25 protein-coding genes, 1 tRNA gene and 1 pseudogene are annotated in these 15737 nt (G+C 62.3%); 11 read left to right on the top strand and 16 right to left on the bottom strand.

Annotated elements, in window-relative coordinates:
• Positions 1 to 11: 11 nt before the first annotated feature.
• The 6 genes from PE067_RS08940 to PE067_RS08915 form a co-directional block, all read right to left on the bottom strand.
• Positions 12 to 434: a PAS domain-containing protein gene (locus PE067_RS08940; protein ID WP_276189011.1), complete on the bottom strand. Its 423-nt coding sequence runs from the start codon at positions 432 to 434 to the stop codon at positions 12 to 14.
• A gap of 76 nt (positions 435 to 510) precedes the next feature.
• Positions 511 to 999 (bottom strand): low molecular weight phosphatase family protein, encoded by a 489-nt coding sequence (locus PE067_RS08935; RefSeq protein WP_276189009.1) that lies wholly within the window; start codon positions 997 to 999, stop codon positions 511 to 513.
• Positions 1000 to 1497: a UPF0262 family protein gene (locus PE067_RS08930; protein ID WP_276189007.1), complete on the bottom strand. Its 498-nt coding sequence runs from the start codon at positions 1495 to 1497 to the stop codon at positions 1000 to 1002.
• A complete protein-coding gene (gene hisD / locus PE067_RS08925) occupies positions 1494 to 2831 on the bottom strand; it encodes a histidinol dehydrogenase (RefSeq protein WP_276189006.1) in 1338 nt (445 codons plus the stop codon). Before hisD ends, PE067_RS08930 begins: the two co-directional genes overlap by 4 nt.
• A gap of 258 nt (positions 2832 to 3089) precedes the next feature.
• On the bottom strand, positions 3090 to 3587 hold the full coding sequence (locus PE067_RS08920) for a helix-turn-helix domain-containing protein (RefSeq protein ID WP_276189004.1): 498 nt from the start codon (positions 3585 to 3587) through the stop codon (positions 3090 to 3092).
• Between the two features lie 149 nt (positions 3588 to 3736).
• Positions 3737 to 3994, bottom strand: a complete 258-nt coding sequence (locus PE067_RS08915; protein ID WP_276189002.1) for a hypothetical protein — start codon at positions 3992 to 3994, stop codon at positions 3737 to 3739.
• Between the two features lie 121 nt (positions 3995 to 4115).
• Between PE067_RS08915 and PE067_RS08910 the strand changes: the two genes are divergently transcribed.
• The 10 genes from PE067_RS08910 (at position 4116) to PE067_RS08865 (ending at position 9235) form a co-directional block, all read left to right on the top strand.
• Positions 4116 to 4424: a hypothetical protein gene (locus PE067_RS08910; protein ID WP_276189000.1), complete on the top strand. Its 309-nt coding sequence runs from the start codon at positions 4116 to 4118 to the stop codon at positions 4422 to 4424.
• A gap of 45 nt (positions 4425 to 4469) precedes the next feature.
• Positions 4470 to 5207: a transposase domain-containing protein gene (locus tag PE067_RS08905; RefSeq protein ID WP_276188998.1), complete on the top strand. Its 738-nt coding sequence runs from the start codon at positions 4470 to 4472 to the stop codon at positions 5205 to 5207.
• Between the two features lie 36 nt (positions 5208 to 5243).
• Complete coding sequence (locus tag PE067_RS08900; protein ID WP_276188996.1) at positions 5244 to 5633, top strand: hypothetical protein; 390 nt, start codon at positions 5244 to 5246, stop codon at positions 5631 to 5633.
• Positions 5630 to 6058, top strand: a complete 429-nt coding sequence (locus PE067_RS08895; protein WP_276188994.1) for a regulatory protein GemA — start codon at positions 5630 to 5632, stop codon at positions 6056 to 6058. The genes PE067_RS08900 and PE067_RS08895 overlap by 4 nt, the downstream gene beginning before the upstream one ends.
• A 421-nt stretch (positions 6059 to 6479) precedes the next feature.
• A complete protein-coding gene (locus tag PE067_RS08890) occupies positions 6480 to 6869 on the top strand; it encodes a hypothetical protein (RefSeq protein WP_276188992.1) in 390 nt (129 codons plus the stop codon).
• Positions 6866 to 7456, top strand: coding sequence for a Mu-like prophage major head subunit gpT family protein (locus PE067_RS08885; RefSeq protein ID WP_276188990.1), 591 nt, complete (start codon positions 6866 to 6868; stop codon positions 7454 to 7456). Before PE067_RS08890 ends, PE067_RS08885 begins: the two co-directional genes overlap by 4 nt.
• Positions 7390 to 7800, top strand: coding sequence for a Mu-like prophage major head subunit gpT family protein (locus PE067_RS08880; protein WP_276188989.1), 411 nt, complete (start codon positions 7390 to 7392; stop codon positions 7798 to 7800). The genes PE067_RS08885 and PE067_RS08880 overlap by 67 nt, the downstream gene beginning before the upstream one ends.
• 2 nt (positions 7801 to 7802) lie before the next feature.
• On the top strand, positions 7803 to 8363 hold the full coding sequence (locus PE067_RS08875; RefSeq protein ID WP_276188987.1) for a phage protease: 561 nt from the start codon (positions 7803 to 7805) through the stop codon (positions 8361 to 8363).
• Between the two features lie 57 nt (positions 8364 to 8420).
• A complete protein-coding gene (locus PE067_RS08870) occupies positions 8421 to 8687 on the top strand; it encodes a phage protease (protein WP_276188985.1) in 267 nt (88 codons plus the stop codon).
• A gap of 95 nt (positions 8688 to 8782) precedes the next feature.
• On the top strand, positions 8783 to 9235 hold the full coding sequence (locus PE067_RS08865; RefSeq protein ID WP_276188983.1) for a phage virion morphogenesis protein: 453 nt from the start codon (positions 8783 to 8785) through the stop codon (positions 9233 to 9235).
• A 489-nt stretch (positions 9236 to 9724) separates the two neighbouring features.
• Here PE067_RS08865 and PE067_RS08860 read toward each other — a convergent pair whose 3' ends face one another.
• The 5 genes from PE067_RS08860 to PE067_RS08840 form a co-directional block, all read right to left on the bottom strand.
• A complete protein-coding gene (locus PE067_RS08860; protein WP_276188981.1) occupies positions 9725 to 10285 on the bottom strand; it encodes a manganese efflux pump MntP family protein in 561 nt (186 codons plus the stop codon).
• A gap of 251 nt (positions 10286 to 10536) precedes the next feature.
• On the bottom strand, positions 10537 to 11034 hold the full coding sequence (locus tag PE067_RS08855) for a GNAT family N-acetyltransferase (protein ID WP_276188979.1): 498 nt from the start codon (positions 11032 to 11034) through the stop codon (positions 10537 to 10539).
• A gap of 12 nt (positions 11035 to 11046) precedes the next feature.
• Positions 11047 to 11523: a DUF2948 family protein gene (locus tag PE067_RS08850; RefSeq protein WP_276188977.1), complete on the bottom strand. Its 477-nt coding sequence runs from the start codon at positions 11521 to 11523 to the stop codon at positions 11047 to 11049.
• Positions 11516 to 12799: a UDP-N-acetylglucosamine 1-carboxyvinyltransferase gene (murA, locus tag PE067_RS08845; RefSeq protein ID WP_276188975.1), complete on the bottom strand. Its 1284-nt coding sequence runs from the start codon at positions 12797 to 12799 to the stop codon at positions 11516 to 11518. Before murA ends, PE067_RS08850 begins: the two co-directional genes overlap by 8 nt.
• Before the next feature lie 4 nt (positions 12800 to 12803).
• A complete protein-coding gene (locus PE067_RS08840) occupies positions 12804 to 13007 on the bottom strand; it encodes a hypothetical protein (RefSeq protein WP_276188973.1) in 204 nt (67 codons plus the stop codon).
• Between the two features lie 162 nt (positions 13008 to 13169).
• On the opposite strand from PE067_RS08840, the gene PE067_RS08835 reads away from it, so the two are divergent.
• Positions 13170 to 13244: transfer RNA gene (locus PE067_RS08835), tRNA-Thr, on the top strand.
• A 185-nt stretch (positions 13245 to 13429) separates the two neighbouring features.
• On the opposite strand, the pseudogene PE067_RS08830 reads toward PE067_RS08835, so the two are convergent.
• The 5 genes and pseudogenes from PE067_RS08830 to PE067_RS08810 all read right to left on the bottom strand — a co-directional run bounded on the left by PE067_RS08830 (position 13430) and on the right by PE067_RS08810 (position 15732).
• Positions 13430 to 14340, bottom strand: a pseudogene (locus tag PE067_RS08830) (IS5 family transposase).
• On the bottom strand, positions 14276 to 14863 hold the full coding sequence (locus PE067_RS08825; protein WP_276188971.1) for a hypothetical protein: 588 nt from the start codon (positions 14861 to 14863) through the stop codon (positions 14276 to 14278). The pseudogene PE067_RS08830 and the gene PE067_RS08825 overlap by 65 nt, the downstream one beginning before the upstream one ends.
• A gap of 42 nt (positions 14864 to 14905) precedes the next feature.
• On the bottom strand, positions 14906 to 15205 hold the full coding sequence (locus PE067_RS08820) for a type II toxin-antitoxin system RelE/ParE family toxin (protein ID WP_276188969.1): 300 nt from the start codon (positions 15203 to 15205) through the stop codon (positions 14906 to 14908).
• On the bottom strand, positions 15195 to 15458 hold the full coding sequence (locus PE067_RS08815) for a type II toxin-antitoxin system ParD family antitoxin (RefSeq protein WP_276188967.1): 264 nt from the start codon (positions 15456 to 15458) through the stop codon (positions 15195 to 15197). The genes PE067_RS08820 and PE067_RS08815 overlap by 11 nt, the downstream gene beginning before the upstream one ends.
• A 52-nt stretch (positions 15459 to 15510) precedes the next feature.
• Positions 15511 to 15732 (bottom strand): hypothetical protein, encoded by a 222-nt coding sequence (locus tag PE067_RS08810; protein WP_276188965.1) that lies wholly within the window; start codon positions 15730 to 15732, stop codon positions 15511 to 15513.
• Positions 15733 to 15737: the final 5 nt, after the last annotated feature.

Below are 15737 nucleotides of genomic sequence, written 5' to 3'. Positions count from 1 at the left end.
CGGGTGATCCGTCAGGCCGCCTGTTCCAGCGCGGCGGGCAGCGGCATCGCCTTGACAGGATGTCCGGTGTCGCGCCCGATGATGACGACGCCCGAAAGCCCGGCTTTGCCGTTCAGGGGCAGCAAGACGGCGGCAAGATTGCGGACATCTCCGGCAAATCCGCGAAAAGCCAGATCGACATGCGCCAACTGACCGCGCTGCAGCAAGGACAGGGCATGCAAACGAGCCTGCCCGCCGTCCATCTCTTGCAACACCGCAATCGGCTGTCCGATCAGGTCCTTGCGGGCATATCCCGCCATCCCCAGAAACCGGCGATTGGCGTCGATGATCCGCCCGTCCAGATCATGGGCCAGAATGGCGCGATCCGGCATGTCCTGATCCAAATAAACGCGCGGGCGGGCGCGGCCGGGTTGCGGGATATGATCGGCGGGCATCTGAAATCTCCGGTCCTGAATGGGCGGGAGATACGCGCGAATTACGAATAATTTGTTACGAAAACTGCGGCGGCCCTCATGCCCCGGTCAGAAAGGCGTTCCGGGGCTGTTCGACGCGGGGCGGGCCGAAACGGTCAAGCATGCGGTCGCGGATCTGGTCGCGGGTGGCGCGATAGGCGGCCAGCTTGGCCTCGCGCCCCTCGGCCAGACCGGTCGGGTCCATGATCGGCCAATATTCGACGTCCAGATGAAAGACGCGGGTCAGTTCCAGCGCCTGTCGCTGGCTGGCGGGGGACAGGGCCACGATCAGGTCGAACCCGCCCAGATCATCGCCCCAGGCCTGCATTTCCTCGAAGGATCGCGAACGGTGCTGGGACAGTTCGATCCCGACCTCCTGGCAGACGGCGATGGCGAAACCGTCGATCTCCATATCATTCTTGACGCCCGCCGACTGCACATAGGCGGCGCGTCCGTAGAATTGTTTCATCATCCCCTCGGCCATCGGAGACCGGATCGCATTATGGTCGCAGCAGAACAGGATCGAATGCGGGATGCTGTGCGACACTTATTTCCCCGGGACCAATACGCAGATCAGGGTAAACAGGCGCCGCGCCGTGTCGATGTCGATCACGGCCTTTCCGTCCAGCCGTTCCTGCAGGGTCCGGGCGCCTTCGTTGTGGATGCCGCGCCGGGCCATGTCGATCGCCTCGATCTGGGCGGGAGGCAGCTTTTTCACGGCATCGAAATAGCTGGTGCAGATCTGGAAGTAATCCTTGACCGTCTGGCGAAAGGGGCCAAGCGACAGGTGGAATTCGCCGACCTTGTCACCGGATTCGGTAGTCAGGTCAAAGACCAGCCGCCCTTCGCGCAGGGCCAGGACCAGCGCATAGGGACCTTCGGGGACCTGCTGGCCGTCGCGGCCGGGCAGGACGAAGCTGTTGTCCTCGATCAGGTCAAAGATCGCAACGCGGCGTTCCTGTTCCATTTCCGGGGTCGGCGCGGGCAGGCCGCTGTCATCGACCTCGATCCGGGTCAGCCTGCCGGCGCTGGTCACTTGCGTCATTTCAGCCCGCCTTTCGATCCTGTTCCCTGCGACTGCTCATTCAGGCTCGCCAGCCGAGCCGAAACCGAAAGCCCGTGCGCGTCAAGCCCCTCGGCACCCGCCAGCCGCACCGCAGCGGGACCGATGGCGGCCAGCGCGCCGGGGGTCAGCCGCGACAGGGTGGTGCGTTTCAGGAAATCCATCACCGACAGCCCCGACGAAAACCGGGCCGAGCGCGCGGTCGGCAGGACGTGGTTCGGGCCGGAAACGTAATCGCCCACCGCCTCGGGCGTCCAGCCGCCCATGAAGATCGCGCCCGCATGGCGGATCTGGTCGCACAGCGTTTCCGGGTCGCTGACGCAAAGCTCCAGATGTTCGGGGGCGACGCGGTCGGACAGCGCCGCCGCCTCGGCCAGATCGCGGGTGATGATGATCGTGCCGTAATCGCGCCAGCTTGCGCCCGCGATTTCGGCGCGGGGCAGCACCGGCAGCAGGCGGTCGACCTCGGCCATGACGGCGCGGGCCAGATCCTGATCGGGGGTGACAAGGATCGACTGCGCATCGGCGTCATGTTCGGCCTGCGCCAGCAGATCCAGCGCCAGCCATTCGGGGTTCTGTTCGCCTTCGGCGATGATCAGCACCTCGGACGGGCCCGCGATCATGTCGATGCCGACGCGGCCAAAGACATGGCGCTTGGCCGCCGCGACATAGGCATTGCCGGGGCCGGTGATCTTGTCCACGGGCCGGATCGTGGCCGTGCCATGGGCCAGCGCGGCAATCGCCTGCGCCCCGCCGATGCGGTAGATTTCATCCACCCCGGCAAGCTGGCAGGCCAGAATGACCAGCGGGTTGACCACGCCGCCCGGCGTCGGGACGCAGACGACCAGCCGCCCGACCCCCGCGACCCGCGCGGGAATCGCATTCATCAGGACCGAGGACGGATAGCTCGCCTGCCCGCCCGGCACATACAGCCCCGCCGCCGAAACTGCGGACCAGCGCCAGCCAAGCGTCGCACCCTCGGGGTCGGTCCACAGCATGTTTTCGGGCATCTGGCGGGCGTGATAGGCACGGATGCGGTCGGCGGCCAGGGTCAGCGCGGCGCGATCCTCGGGCTGGACCAGCGCGACCTGCGCCGCGATTTCATCGGGGGTAAAGGCCAGCGTCGTCGGGGTGATGTCCAGCCGGTCGAAACGCGCGGTATATTCGGCCACCGCCGCATCGCCGCGCGCGCGCACATCGGCGATGATCGCGGCGACCGCGTCATTCACGTCGCTGGCATCCTCGCGCTTGGCCGACAGCATGTCGAGGAAACGCGCTTCGAAATCGGGTTGGGCCGTGGTCAGATAGGTGGGCATGGCTTGCTCTCAAAGGTTGCCCCTTGTTAGCGGCTGGTTCGGCCATGCTCAAGCGACCGTGATGACGGGTTTCATTGAATTTGATACCGGCGGGTTTTTCGACACAATAAAATCAATGGCTTACAGGGGAAAAATCTCACAGGGTTTGATACCAAAGGACTGAAAGTGGCCGATTTGCCAGAATCCGCCAATTTCGCGACCATAAAAATCAATGAGTTACAGTCGAGGGTGTGGGCTGTTTTGCCCACACCCCACAGCTCATTTCTCTGAAAGCTTCCCAAGGTCAGATAGAACTTTTCGGACATCAGCGACTGCTTCGGCGTCGTTTTGTAACTCCGCATGCATTAGGAGAGCGAAGGCCGAGCGAACCTCTTTGCTTCCATCGTCCATCTGGCCCACAAGATCACGGCGTGCTTTGGTCATAACATCCCAGAAGTATGCCCAGGCTCCGCCAAATGCCTGCATAGTCGAGCGAAATTCGCCGGTCGCTGTTTCGGGAAGCAGCGCCCGCGCCATACGAAACATTGCTAGATCAAATGCTGCGCGCTCATGCTCATCCCATCGCGCGGGAGGGGTCATTATGCTTTGAGGATCGCCCACCTGCGCGATGCTCTGATACCTAGCTGGGACCGCACCTCGGGCACGCCACGCGGATACGGTGCGCTTGTCGATCATCAGCTGCTTAGCCAGATCAACGTCTTTTTCAACTCCAAAGTGCGCCTTTAGTTGCTCCATCTGCACGTCAATATCGCTCATCATACCCCCTTGACCGTTTTAGGCGGTCTGCATAAAGTCCACATGCAGACAAAGAGGACTGCATGAGCGTTCCGCATCAACATACACCGCCGGATGACCTGTTCAAAGCCGTTAGGCTTCCTGATTCTGCGCGGCCTATCCTTCGCTGGCTACTGCCGGGTCAAGGGGCTGACACGCCAAAATGCCGCCTCGGCTATTCGCGGTCTTTGGCGCGGCAAGAAGGCGTCGGCATTAGTGAACGAGATCTTGGCCGATCTGGGGATGATCGAATGATGGTCCCTATCAAAGCTCTTTGCGGCGTCGGCATCGTCCCAAGCGACCGCACGGCCGCCGCACAATGGCTTCGGCGCGCTTGCATTCCGCTCCATATCGGAACCGGAAATGGCGGGCGATTTGAGTTTGTCCATTCCCAAGACCTGCCCATCGACATACGCCGCGCTTACGAGTTGCGCGAGATCGAGGCGGTAGGCTTCCGCCGGTGATTGCGATGAGGCGGCGCATGACCGCTTTGCTGAAGCCACTCCAGCCATGCAAGCCGTCGCTCTGCGAAAGGCCGAGATTGCTCGGTTTCTGGTGAAAGGCGGGGCCAGCAGCAAGAGCTTGCCCGGACCGCTATGCGACACCACGCGCGCAAAGTTCGGTGCGGACGGCACCGACAAGATGACCCTGCGGCGTATTCTGCGCGCAGTTGATGGCGTCGATCCCATCAACTTCGCTCCGGCTCTGGTTCCCGGCTACGCCCGCAAGGGCGCGGGCGCAGTGGAGATTTCGGAAAAGGCATGGGCGTTTTTCATGACCACGATCCGCGATGCCGGGCCGCAATTCCCACTCGAGTAGCGTTTGGCGCGATGTGCGCGATGTGGCGCGCAGGCACGGCTGGCAGTGGGCAACCTATCAGACGGTTTGGCGGCGCTGGGATGCGCTGCTCGAGGCCCGGAACTGGTTGCACGCTTCGGGCGCGAAGAAGTCGTCAACCGGCTGGCGATGCCGATCAAGCGGGACAAAACCACGCTTAAACCCTTGGAAGTCGTGTCGCTGGACGGACGCACACAAGACTTTTGGGTGGATTTTGGAGACGGCGAGCCGGTGCGGCCGGTCATGCTGGCGCTGGTCGATACGGCTTCTAATTTTGTCTTGGGCTATGAGATTGCCTGCTCTGAAAATGCGGTGGCAACGGCGCGCCTGATCCGCAAGGTTTGCCAGAAGCATGACATCTTCGACCGGCTCTATACCGACAACGGCTCGGCTTTTGCCGGGCATCTGGTCGCGGGCGGCACCAAATTCAAATGGCGCGGCAAGGGCAAGGGTCAGCCCGGCGTGAAACCGCTCGGCGTCTGCTACCATCTTGGGGTTGACCTGACATTTGCGATTCCGAAGAACGCGCGGGCGAAGATCGCGGAGCGGACCTTCGCCACCCTGTCGCGGGTGATCGACGACCGGCCCGAGTTCAAGGGTGCCCATGCTGGCCACGCACCTGGCGCTGCCCCCGGCCGCGATGTGGTCCCGGTGCCGTTCTCGGTCATGCATTGCGAAACATTGAGCATGTTCTGTCTCTTGCCCTTGATTTCGCTGGTGGTTCGATCATTACCGGGCACCATGTGCGCGCGCGGCGATTGTTGATCTGAAACTGACGACGCGATTGATGGGGGGCAAGTGATGTCCTGCGCCTATATTCTCAAACGCCCGGAATTTTCCAATGTCGGTGAACAGTTCGCCTGGGAAATCGAACACCGTCAGACGCTGTATGAACTCCCGATTGTTCTGCCGGAAGCGGCATGGGATGCATTGCCGGATGCGATATCCGAGTTGAGCCACGTGGTGCGGTGCGCACAATCAGCACTCGATCATCTGTCAGGGGTCATGTCGCAGAGCTTGAGTAGCGATCCCGGCATGATCGCCATGGTCGATCTGGCCAGCCGGGGGCTTCAGCATGTCTCCGAACATGAAGCTGCCTTGCTTGACGATGTTGAAATGGTCCCGCGCGCAGCTGTTGGCCGGATGGTGCAGGAGCGGGCGGACAATGAAGCGAAGGGAAAAACGGCATGACGATCAGCAAGCCGCAGAAGGCGATCCTGCATGTCGCCAAGGGCAAGCTTGGTCTGGACGATGATCTTTACCGGCAAGCGCTGGTGCGCATCGCGGGTGTGACCAGCTCGACCGAACTGGATCAAGCCGGGTTCGAGGCGATGATGGGGTTTTTCGAGTATTGCGGGTTCCGCCCCCTCGGGAAAGGGGCCCCGCGCTATGGCAACCGGCCCGGCATGGCCACCTTTGCCCAGCTTGAACTGATCCGCGAGCTTTGGCGGGAGGTGCATGACGCCCGCGAATGCGACGATGCCGCGCTTTTGGGCTGGCTGCACAAGTTCTTCAAGGTGGACAGTATGCGTTTCCTGACGATGGATGCCGCGCGCAAGGCAATCACAGCTTTGAAAGCGTGGAAAGCGCGGGCGCGCAACGGCACCGCAGCGTGATCCGGACTGCAAGAGCGGCGCTGCAAGGTGCCGCCTTTTTCATGCGCCCCAAATTTTTGCGCCGTGAGTGGCCTTTCTTGCCTTTCGGCTACCTGCACCCTCTGAAAGCTCGCACCCCGTTTAAAGACGCCGGAAACCCGTTTAATTATTCGATTGCGGTCCTGACCCTCGCCCGCATGTCGAAAGGGACTTGATCCGACGCCGATCCGGGCGCATTTCTGACCGCGCGACCCGAGCCATGGCTTACCGGTCTTGAACCGCGAGGTGTGCCGACCTCCGGGCGCATCCCCCGAATATCTTCAAGGCCGAACGCCTTTCAGGGTTGACGGATATTCGCTGCATGACCAGCGATCCCTATCCTCTTCTGATGTCTCCCACCTGTGCGGAATGCGCGGGTATCGGGTTGTCCAAAATGCCGCCCATGCTTTGGGACATGGAAGATGATTGCGGTCATGACGTGCTGCGGGCCTTTCTGCTGGCCCATGGCGGGCGGCAGGTTTCCGTTGCATCCAAACCGATCGGGGAAGTGCCTGGCGATCTGGTGAATACGGCGCTGCGCTGGCTGCAAACCCATATCGGCCATGGCCGGATCACGGTTCCCTCTGGCCTGATGGCATATCATGCCCGTCTGGCCTGGACGATCTATCATCGGCTGATGCGGGGACAGTCGCTTGCCGAAATCTCGGCGGCGCTTCACGTCCACAGCCGCACCGTCAGCAACCACCGCGCCCGGCTGATCAACATCGGCGTCGTTCCGCAGGATATCGGCGCGGCCCGCCCCCAAACCCCCAACACAAAGGACCCGCGATGATCATCAACGCGGAAACCATTGCCCTTGCCTTCAAGGGCTTCAAGTCGATCTTTGGCGATGCCTATGGACAGGCCCCGGTCTACTGGGACAAGATCGCCATGAAGGTGGAAAGCAGCAGTCGCGACGAAACCTATGGCTGGCTTGGCCAGTTTCCGCAAATGCGCGAATGGCTGTCGGGCGAACGCGAGGTGAAATCGCTGGAAGCGTTCAGCTTCAGCATCACCAACCGCAAGTTCGAAAGCACCGTTGGCATCAGCCGCGACGATATTTCGGATGGCAAGCTCGGGCTGTTCAAGCCGATGATCGCGGAAATGGGACATACTGCACGTCAGCACCCTGATACGATCATCTTCCCACTGTTGGCGGCTGGCTTCGCATCGCCCTGCTACGATGGTCAATATTTCTTCGACGCTGAGCATCCGGTGCCGGATGAGGACGGCGAAACCGTCAACAACGGGCGGAACTACACGCTGGTCAGCAACCTGCAAGACCCGGAAGACGTAACGGACCGAACAGAAGCGTGGTATCTGCTGGATACGACGCGTTCGATCCGCCCCCTGATCTGGCAGGAACGCGAAGGCTACTGAATTCACTCCAGATCACACGCCACGACGACGAGCGCGCGTTTCTGACAGATAACTATCTGTATGGTGTCCGGGCGCGGGCGAATGCCGGTTACGGGCTGTGGCAGCTGGCTCATGCCTCTCGTGTGCCGCTGACCCAAGAATCCTATGCTGCGGCCCGCGCCACGATGATGAAGCGCAAAGGCGACAAGGGCCGCATCCTCGGCGTGAACCCAAACCTTCTGGTGGTTCCTGCCTCTCTTGAGGCGACTGCCCGCAAGGTGTTGAAGGCAACCGAGGTGGACGGATCGTCCAACGTCTGGGCCGGATCGGCGGAGCTGATCGTTTCGCCCTATCTGGAGGGTTGATCATGGATCTGGTTTCCTCCTGGTGCGCCGAATCCGAACTGCCAGCCGCATCCGCTGCCGGACAATGGGTGCATCTGTTGCCTGCGGGGCGGTTTCAAGGTCGCGATGGGCGCAGCTTTGTCCTGAACAATCCGCAGGGTGTGATTGCCGAAAGTCTTAATCGTGGTGACCTTCCGGTGGACTATAACCACCAGATTGATGATCCAGAGGTTCGGCCCGCCTCCGGTGACGTGCGGGCGGCTGGCTGGATCAAGCAGGTCGAGGCGCGCGAGAGCGGCATCTGGGGGCTTGGTCGAGTGGGACCGAAACGGCGCGCAATGCGATCATGGCCCGCGAATATCGCTCATCAGCCCGGTGATGAACCACTCCCGGATGGAAGGATTGTCCGGATCATAGGTGCCGGTCTGGTTCATCGTCCGATATCTGATGCTCAAGGCCCTTCCAGCGAACAGCCCGGCGCCGGGCCGTCGCAGGTGGCCGCCGCGCTCGGCCTGCCTGCCGAGGCCGATACGGCGGCGATCCTGACAGCGGTCAACGCGCTCAGGACGTCAGACCCCGCGTAACACGTTCCCGTTGCCGTTGCCGATCTGCTGAAGGATCGGCACCAGCATGTGGCGCTGATGAGCACGCGCGAAGCAGATGCCAAGGTCGAGACCGCGCTGAATGGCGGTTACATCACCCCGGCGATGGTCCCATGGGCGACCGCGCTTTGCAGGCAGAACCCCGAGGCTTTCGACGGCTTCATGCAGTCCAGCGCCCCGGCATGGGCGCATCTGTTCCACCGACGCGCGTTCAGCAATCTGCCGCAAACAGCTTCGCGCGAAAGGGCGGATGCCGCCGCCGAGATTGCCGCCCAACTGGGACCCTCGCCCGACGCGCTGGACTGATCATCGCATATCGCGGCTCCGGTGGGGTGCCGCGATCCGGCCCTGAGACGGTCGGCAAGGGGCCGTCTCGGGCGCTGTGGAAAAGGAGGAGTGCCATGACGGTTTCCGCTCAAATTGCCTTGGATGTCGCAAGCGCCGGATGGAGGCGAAGGCTCGACAAGCTCGATGATTACCAGCTTGCAGCGCTGGCAGATGCGATTGGCGCCTTGATCACGGACAGCACGGTCAATCGCCTCGTAAACAGCAAGCAAGGCCCCGAAGGCGAAACATGGCCTGCTTGGTCGGATGAGTATGCCCGGACCCGCCATGCAGGCAATTCGCTGCTGATCGGCGAAGGCCATATGCGCGACAGCATCCAACACGAGGTCTTCGGCAATCGCAGCGCCCCGGCGGTCGGCGTGGGTGCTTGCGTGCTGCAAGGTGCGACGCATCAGTTCGGGGATGAGGATCGCGGCATCCCCGCCCGCCCTTTCCTTGGCCTGTCGGATGATGACAGGGTGCGAATCGAGGACCTGGTTATCGGTGATCTATCGGAGTTGCTCGCATGAGCAAGTTTGATCCCCTTACCTCCATCGACATGGCCCTGACCGAAATCAGAGTCATGCAAGCCGCGTTCAAACGGCTTGAAACCACCCTTGAAACGGTGCGTGAAAGGGCTGTTCAGGGTCGGACAACCATCCTGCCGCCCTGCGACGTGCCGGTGACCGAACATCGCCGCGAACACCGATCCGGCGTCCCGTCGATCATCGACAGCAACCCCGCGCTGCAAGCCTTCATCCTTGCCCGAATCGACCGAATGACATTCAAGCAGGTCGCGGACGAGATCGCGCAGCACTTCCCGCCCGGCCTGCACATCCATCAATCGACCATCCACAGATGGTTCCAGAAGCGCCGCCGACCCGCCCGCAACAACCCGCGACCATCTCCGATAGCCTCAAGACCTCTGTGGGTCTTCGCGTATCAAACCCTCTGTTACGCTGGTATCAAACTCAATGAAAGCGGGCACGTGAAGCCGGGGGAGGAAGGGAGGGGGGCGATCAGGCGCCGGTCAGGTGGCGCAACAGGATCGTGGTGCCAAGGGCGATCAGCGCAAGCCCGCCCAAAGCCTCGATCACGCGGCCGAATTTGCGCCCCAGCAAACCGCCCGCGGCCAGCCCCACCATGCTCATCACCATGGTCGCCGTGCCGATGGCGCCCGCGATGACCAGAATGTTCACATCAAGAAAAGCCAGCGACACGCCGATCGCCATCGCGTCGATCGAAGTGCCGACAGCCGTCGCAACCAGCGCCCAGAAGGTCACGGGCCGGGCACAGCTTTCGGCATCCGCCGACAGCGCCTGCAGCAGCATATGCGTGCCGACGGCGGCCAAGAGGCCAAAGGCGATCCAATGGTCAAAGACCTGAACATATTGGCTGGCCGCGACGCCAAGCGCCCAACCGATCAGCGGGGTCAGCATCTCGACCACGCCAAAGATCGCACCGGTGCCGATGACGCGGCGCAGGTTTGGCCGCTCGCCCCCCGCGCCCCGCGCAAGGCTGGCGATAAAGGCGTCGACGGACATGCTGAGTGCAAGAATACCGATGGCGATCGGGTTCATGGCAATTTCCTTTTGGGCTGACCGGGCGAAGGACGGACCCCGCCCGCAGGATCCGGTCGCCACGGTCTCGCGAGGCCCGATGGGCTGGCACGCCACGCAGAAAGAGCCTGCGAGAATGTTGACGCGCCCCTGCCCCTGATTGGGCGGTCGCTACTCCCGACAGGGCACCCATCGCCCGCAGGACATAAAATGTCAATCAAAACAATAAGATAATAATGAAACTCATGTGCAACTAGGATAGCGGGCTGATTTCATTGCGGTTCCGCGCCACGCAGCCGCGAGTCCAGTGGCAGATGCATCACCGTCTCTGCCGCGCTGTCCGGCGCTGGTCGCGGCGCAGGGCCGACGGCGCGGAATCCGATCTGATCATAGAGCGCGCGGGCATGGTGATTGTCGTCGCGCACATGCAGCCCAAGCGAACGCATGCCCGATTGCGCGGCATCGCAAGCGATCTGGTGCAGCACCGCCTGCGCATAGCCCCTGCCCCGGGCCAGCGGGCGCGCATAGACGGACATCACCCATCCCCGGCGCGGGTCGGACGGGTCCATTCCGGCCTCCCAGCAGGCGATGGCCAGCGGCGTGCCCATGGCCTCGCCGGCTGCGAAATGTCGCATCTGTTCCAGACGGTTTGCGAAATCGGACAGCGGACGGTCGCACCAATCGGCGTGATGCGCGCCAAAGCGCGTCACCGTCCAGCAGCAGCGCCTCCAGCCGGATCTCGCGCCATTCGGCAGCCCGATCCGGCCCAAGGGGCCAAAGCATCATTCGGGATGATGCGGCGCCCGACCCGAGGGCGCGATAGAGGGACGCGTCACGTCGCGCAGATCGATGTTCAGGCATTCGACATCGACGGCCAGCGTGCCGTCACCCGCAAATTCCAGCATGATGCAGCCAGTGCCATCCTCGCCCGGCTGCCAGCGGATAGTCAGCAATTCCAGCACCAGATCGCTGTCCGCGCGGTCGATCCCGTCCGAACGTACCCGGACCACATCCGACACCACCATCAGCGCGCGCACCCGTTCATAGGGGCGGCTTTCGCGGCGGGCGAGTTCGGCATCCTCCCACCGGAAGCGGTTGAGCAGCAGCGCCAGATAACGCTGATGCGCGTCATAGGAGATTTCCGACAGGGGCAGGACCGCATCCTGCACCAGCGTCGCCAACACCTGCAGGTCTTCGGCATCCTCGGCGCGCAGGGCCAGCGGCCCCGGATCGACGTCGTTGAAACTGGCGTCACTCATCTGAAGTCACCTCCTTGATGCGTTCGATCCGGGCACCGACCCCGCGCAGCTTGCGCACGACTTTCTCATAGCCGCGATCCAGATGGTAGACGCGGCCGACGATGGTTTCGCCCTCGGCCGCCAGACCGGCCAGAATCAGGCCGACGCTGGCGCGCAGATCGGTCGCCATGACCGGCGCACCGCGCAGTTTTTCGACGCCGTGGACGGTGGCATGACCGCCGTGAACCTCGATCCGGGCGCCCATGCGGGTCAGTTCGGGGGCGTGCATGAAGCGGTTTTCAACGATGCGTTCCTCCAGAACCGAGGTGCCATCGGCGGTGCACATCAGCGCCATCATCTGGGCCTGCAGGTCAGTGGGGAAACCCGGGAAAGGCTCGGTCACGACATCGACCGCGCGGATGCGGCCATTCTTGCGGCTGACCTTCAGCCCGCGTTCGGTTTCGACGACATCGACCCCGGCCTCGTCCAGCTTTTCGCAGAAGGTGGCAACCAGGTCGATGCGCCCGCCCAGACATTCGACCTCGCCGCCGCAGATCGCGGGGGCCAGCATATAGGTGCCCAGCTCGATGCGGTCGGTGACGACGGGATGGGTGGCGCCGTTCAACTGGGTCACCCCCTCGATGGTCATGGTCGATGTGCCCTCGCCCTCGATCCGCGCGCCCATGCGGCGCAGGCACTGGGCCAGATCGACGATCTCTGGCTCGCGCGCGACATTTTTCAGAACCGTCGTGCCCTGGGCCAGCGCCGCCGCCATCAGCGCGTTTTCCGTCGCCCCGACCGAGACGATGGGGAATCCATGAGCGGCCCCGCGCAACCCGCCGGCCGGAGCCTTGGCGAAAACATAGCCGTCGCGCAGATCCAGCTCTGCCCCCATCGCCTCCAGCGATTTCAGATGCAGATCGACGGGACGGGCGCCAATCGCGCAGCCCCCCGGCAGCGACACCACCGCATGGCCATAACGCGCCAGCAGCGGACCCAGCACCAGGATCGAGGCACGCATCTTGCGGACGATGTCGTAATCGGCCTTTTGGCTGGTCAGGTCGTGGCTGGACATGGCCAGCACCTGACCGTCCTGCAGGCTGACGACCTCGGACCCAAGCGATTGCAGCAGGCTGGTCATCGTGCGGATGTCCGACAGCCGCGGCGCATTGGTCAGCGTCAGCGGCTGGTCGGTCAGCAAGGTCAGCGGCATCAGCGTCAGGCAGGCGTTCTTGGCTCCCGCAATCGGAATCTCTCCGTGCAGCGCGCCGCCGCCCCGGACGATGATCTGGTCCATTCGTTTACTCCTGCCTCGGTTCGGCTGCTGGTCCGGCGGTCGATCTGCCGCCTTGGTCACCATTTTGCGCCCCGGCGTTGTCGTCCGGATCATCAATGGCCCGCGCCCTGCCCTGCGCCTTGCGGCGGGCAAGATTGGCGCGAAGCGCGGCGCGAAGCCGATCCTCGCGGCTGGCGGCATCGGTGCTGGATGTGGGGCGTTTGCTCATGGCCCCTGTTAACCCGATCGTCGCAATCCGTCCAGAAGTCCACTGCACGGGACGCCGGAACGTCAGCAGCGGCCATCGCGCGAATTGCACCCCCAGGACGGTTTTTTCGCCTTTCCCTCTTGCGTGCTGCGCAAGACCGGTCTAAATCGCCCTCCACACGGCGCTGCAGTAGCTCAGTGGTAGAGCACTCCCTTGGTAAGGGAGAGGTCGAGAGTTCAATCCTCTCTTGCAGCACCATCTCACTTTTTGCCCTGAAATTCCCGCTAAAGCCTTGAAAGGGAATGATAATTCAGGAGTTCGATAACCTTCATTTCGCTGGTATCGCAGAGGCTCCGCGAAGGCCAACCGCAGCACCGTCTGGCGCAGTTGGCGTTGTTGCGCAACTATCGCTTGAGGCGTGACTGCCCCTTCCCCCACTCAACTCAGGCTACGCGGACGATGTCGGCTGTGCCGAGGGCGTTGAAGCGGTTCATGAGTGCGACGCGGATGTGGACTTCGGCGGTCTGGCGATCCGGGTCCCTCGCCATGATGCGTTCGCCGAAGGATTTCAGGCAGCGCATCCTCGCCTCGATCCGGCTGCGGGCGTGGTATCCAGTCCAACGTTTCCAGAAAGCCCGACCGTAATGTCGGGTGGCGCGCAGGGTGTCGTTTCGGGCGCGTGCTGCCGGGCAATCTTCCTTCCACAGCCGCCCGTTCTTGCGGATCGGAATGATCGGGGTGGCCTCACGCGCGAGGATAGCGGTGTGGCAGCGGCGCGTGTCATAGGCGCCGTCGGCGGTGACCGTGCCGATCTTCTCGTCCGCCGGGATCTGGCCGAGTAGGTCGGGCAGAACAGGGCTGTCGCCGTCGCGGCTAGGGGTGAATTCCACCGCGCGGATGTCGGACGTGGCCGGGTCCATCGCCAAATGCACCTTGCGCCATTGGCGCCGCCCCTGCACCCCGTGCTTGCGCGCCCGCCATTCGCCGTCGCCGAGGAACTTGATGCCCGTGCTGTCGACCAGCAGGTTGAGCAGCCCGTCGGCGCGGCGATAGGGGATCTGCACGGCCAGGGTCTTCTGTCGGCGGCACAGCGTGGAAAAGTCAGGCACCGGCCAGTCCAGCCCCGCCAGCTTCAGCAGGCTCGCCACCATCCCGCCTCGCCAAGGTTCCTCGAACCAGTGGCGGAACCTGGCTCGATCTGGCGAAGCGGCAGCTTGAACAGGACCTTGATCGACAGGCAGAACTGTATCGCCGCATCGGAAAACACCGCTGGCCTCCCAGGCCTCCCATCACGCGGCGCAAGCCAGGTCATGTCCGTGTCCACCCAGATCAGCAGCGACCCCCGCTTGCGCAGCGATGCGTTGTAGATGGACCAGTTCGTCGTGCGATAGCGGGCGGGTGATGGCTTGCTCATGCAGCGCGTCTAACGGCATGGATTCGCAAAGTGAATCACTTGTCGTCAGGCTTGTGCAACAACGCCCGTCCTGATTCATGAACACGGCGCGACCGTGTGAATCGCGGGCTGCGCGTTCGTCTATCTGCGCGATGGCTTTCGTGTCCGCTTCCCAAAGGCGGCGGGCATCCTCGTTGATCTGGTCAAGTTCGGTTGACACCTGCCGCAAAGTCTTCACGGCATTTTCGTGCAGCGCCGCATATTCAGGATCGCGCATCATCATTTGCAGGCGCGTCAGCATTTGCTGCTGGTGTTCGGCCTTGCGCTTTTCAGCGGCTTCGGGATTACGCACATCGTCAGGCAGGAAGCGGGCAAGCCGCCCAACGTCTACCCCGGCCACCTCGCGTTGCAGATCGTCAAAGTCTTGCTGCCGCGCACTCGCCGCGCGTTCCCACTTCTCCGAAAGGCTGTCATCGAAATTCATATGTCATAATCTATATGAATTTGGTTAATTTGACGTTAAGATTTACCCTCCCAAATGGCGAGCGGGGTCCATGGCCTGGTGAAGAATGCGCAGGATAAGAATCGCGCCGTCCACGCGCCGATAATATACGGCATGGCTTCCTTGATTTACGCGGAATGCGCCGGGATAAATGTCGCTGTAGTCGCGGCCAAGGTCTGGTATCTTGGCTATCGTATCAAAGCGTGTAAACATTTCGGCGAAATATTTCTCCGCCTGCGCCAACCCAAAATGCTCTAGAGTAAATAGATAGATGTCGATCACATCGCGTTCGGCATCTTCCGTCAGCTTGTAGCTATTCGTCACGCAGCAATCCATTCTGCCGCGCTTCAGTGCGGGCTGCGCTAAGCAGTTCATTCATCGAACGGTTCCCGATCCCGCTGGCCTCGGCTTTGGCCAGAAGCGATCTCAACTCACCTATCGCGGCGGTGCGGCGTTCCTGATCGCGGCGAACGAGATCACGGAAAAACTCGCTCACATTCCCGTAGCGCCCTTCGGAAATCTGAGCCTCGACATAGGCGGTCATCTGTTCGGGCATTGATATGGTCAGTCTGGTCATGGCGACTCCTTTCATAACCAATCATACCAGTTATGATGACGCCGTGCAAATTTTACCACGGCACGTCATCATCGCCCTGCGGCGCGGGTGGTGCCGTTCGGGCGGCCTCGCACTCGGCAAGATGAAACTGGATGCCGTTCCACTCGTGATGAACGGCCAGATAGATCGCATCTTCCCAAGATGCGCCATAGTAACCGGCCACTGCCGCCAGCTTGGCGCGTATGCTGGCGTTCAGTTCAAGGGTGAATGGCTTCGTTCCGCGTCGTTTACTCATCATTC

It is taken from the genome of Paracoccus sp. DMF-8 (assembly GCF_029309835.1).
Classification (GTDB): Bacteria; Pseudomonadota; Alphaproteobacteria; order Rhodobacterales; family Rhodobacteraceae; genus Paracoccus.
Note: the sequence above shows the minus strand (reverse complement) of the source record. Positions and strands in the feature narration are given on the sequence as shown.

What these genes read in the sequence shown, in the direction of transcription:
- PE067_RS08810 (WP_276188965.1), bottom strand. Translation starts at nt 15,732, where the DNA reads ATGAGTAAACGACGCGGAACGAAGCCATTCACCCTTGAACTGAACGCC.
- PE067_RS08815 (WP_276188967.1), bottom strand. Translation starts at nt 15,458, where the DNA reads ATGACCAGACTGACCATATCAATGCCCGAACAGATGACCGCCTATGTC.
- PE067_RS08930 (WP_276189007.1), bottom strand. Translation starts at nt 1,497, where the DNA reads ATGACGCAAGTGACCAGCGCCGGCAGGCTGACCCGGATCGAGGTCGAT.
- PE067_RS08825 (WP_276188971.1), bottom strand. Translation starts at nt 14,863, where the DNA reads ATGAATTTCGATGACAGCCTTTCGGAGAAGTGGGAACGCGCGGCGAGT.
- PE067_RS08895 (WP_276188994.1), top strand. Translation starts at nt 5,630, where the DNA reads ATGACGATCAGCAAGCCGCAGAAGGCGATCCTGCATGTCGCCAAGGGC.
- PE067_RS08870 (WP_276188985.1), top strand. Translation starts at nt 8,421, where the DNA reads ATGAGCACGCGCGAAGCAGATGCCAAGGTCGAGACCGCGCTGAATGGC.
- hisD (WP_276189006.1), bottom strand. Translation starts at nt 2,831, where the DNA reads ATGCCCACCTATCTGACCACGGCCCAACCCGATTTCGAAGCGCGTTTC.
- PE067_RS08940 (WP_276189011.1), bottom strand. Translation starts at nt 434, where the DNA reads ATGCCCGCCGATCATATCCCGCAACCCGGCCGCGCCCGCCCGCGCGTT.
- PE067_RS08910 (WP_276189000.1), top strand. Translation starts at nt 4,116, where the DNA reads ATGCAAGCCGTCGCTCTGCGAAAGGCCGAGATTGCTCGGTTTCTGGTG.
- PE067_RS08860 (WP_276188981.1), bottom strand. Translation starts at nt 10,285, where the DNA reads ATGAACCCGATCGCCATCGGTATTCTTGCACTCAGCATGTCCGTCGAC.
- PE067_RS08900 (WP_276188996.1), top strand. Translation starts at nt 5,244, where the DNA reads ATGTCCTGCGCCTATATTCTCAAACGCCCGGAATTTTCCAATGTCGGT.
- murA (WP_276188975.1), bottom strand. Translation starts at nt 12,799, where the DNA reads ATGGACCAGATCATCGTCCGGGGCGGCGGCGCGCTGCACGGAGAGATT.
- PE067_RS08840 (WP_276188973.1), bottom strand. Translation starts at nt 13,007, where the DNA reads ATGAGCAAACGCCCCACATCCAGCACCGATGCCGCCAGCCGCGAGGAT.
- PE067_RS08920 (WP_276189004.1), bottom strand. Translation starts at nt 3,587, where the DNA reads ATGAGCGATATTGACGTGCAGATGGAGCAACTAAAGGCGCACTTTGGA.
- PE067_RS08875 (WP_276188987.1), top strand. Translation starts at nt 7,803, where the DNA reads ATGGATCTGGTTTCCTCCTGGTGCGCCGAATCCGAACTGCCAGCCGCA.
- PE067_RS08915 (WP_276189002.1), bottom strand. Translation starts at nt 3,994, where the DNA reads ATGGACAAACTCAAATCGCCCGCCATTTCCGGTTCCGATATGGAGCGG.
- PE067_RS08890 (WP_276188992.1), top strand. Translation starts at nt 6,480, where the DNA reads ATGCTTTGGGACATGGAAGATGATTGCGGTCATGACGTGCTGCGGGCC.
- PE067_RS08885 (WP_276188990.1), top strand. Translation starts at nt 6,866, where the DNA reads ATGATCATCAACGCGGAAACCATTGCCCTTGCCTTCAAGGGCTTCAAG.
- PE067_RS08850 (WP_276188977.1), bottom strand. Translation starts at nt 11,523, where the DNA reads ATGAGTGACGCCAGTTTCAACGACGTCGATCCGGGGCCGCTGGCCCTG.
- PE067_RS08865 (WP_276188983.1), top strand. Translation starts at nt 8,783, where the DNA reads ATGACGGTTTCCGCTCAAATTGCCTTGGATGTCGCAAGCGCCGGATGG.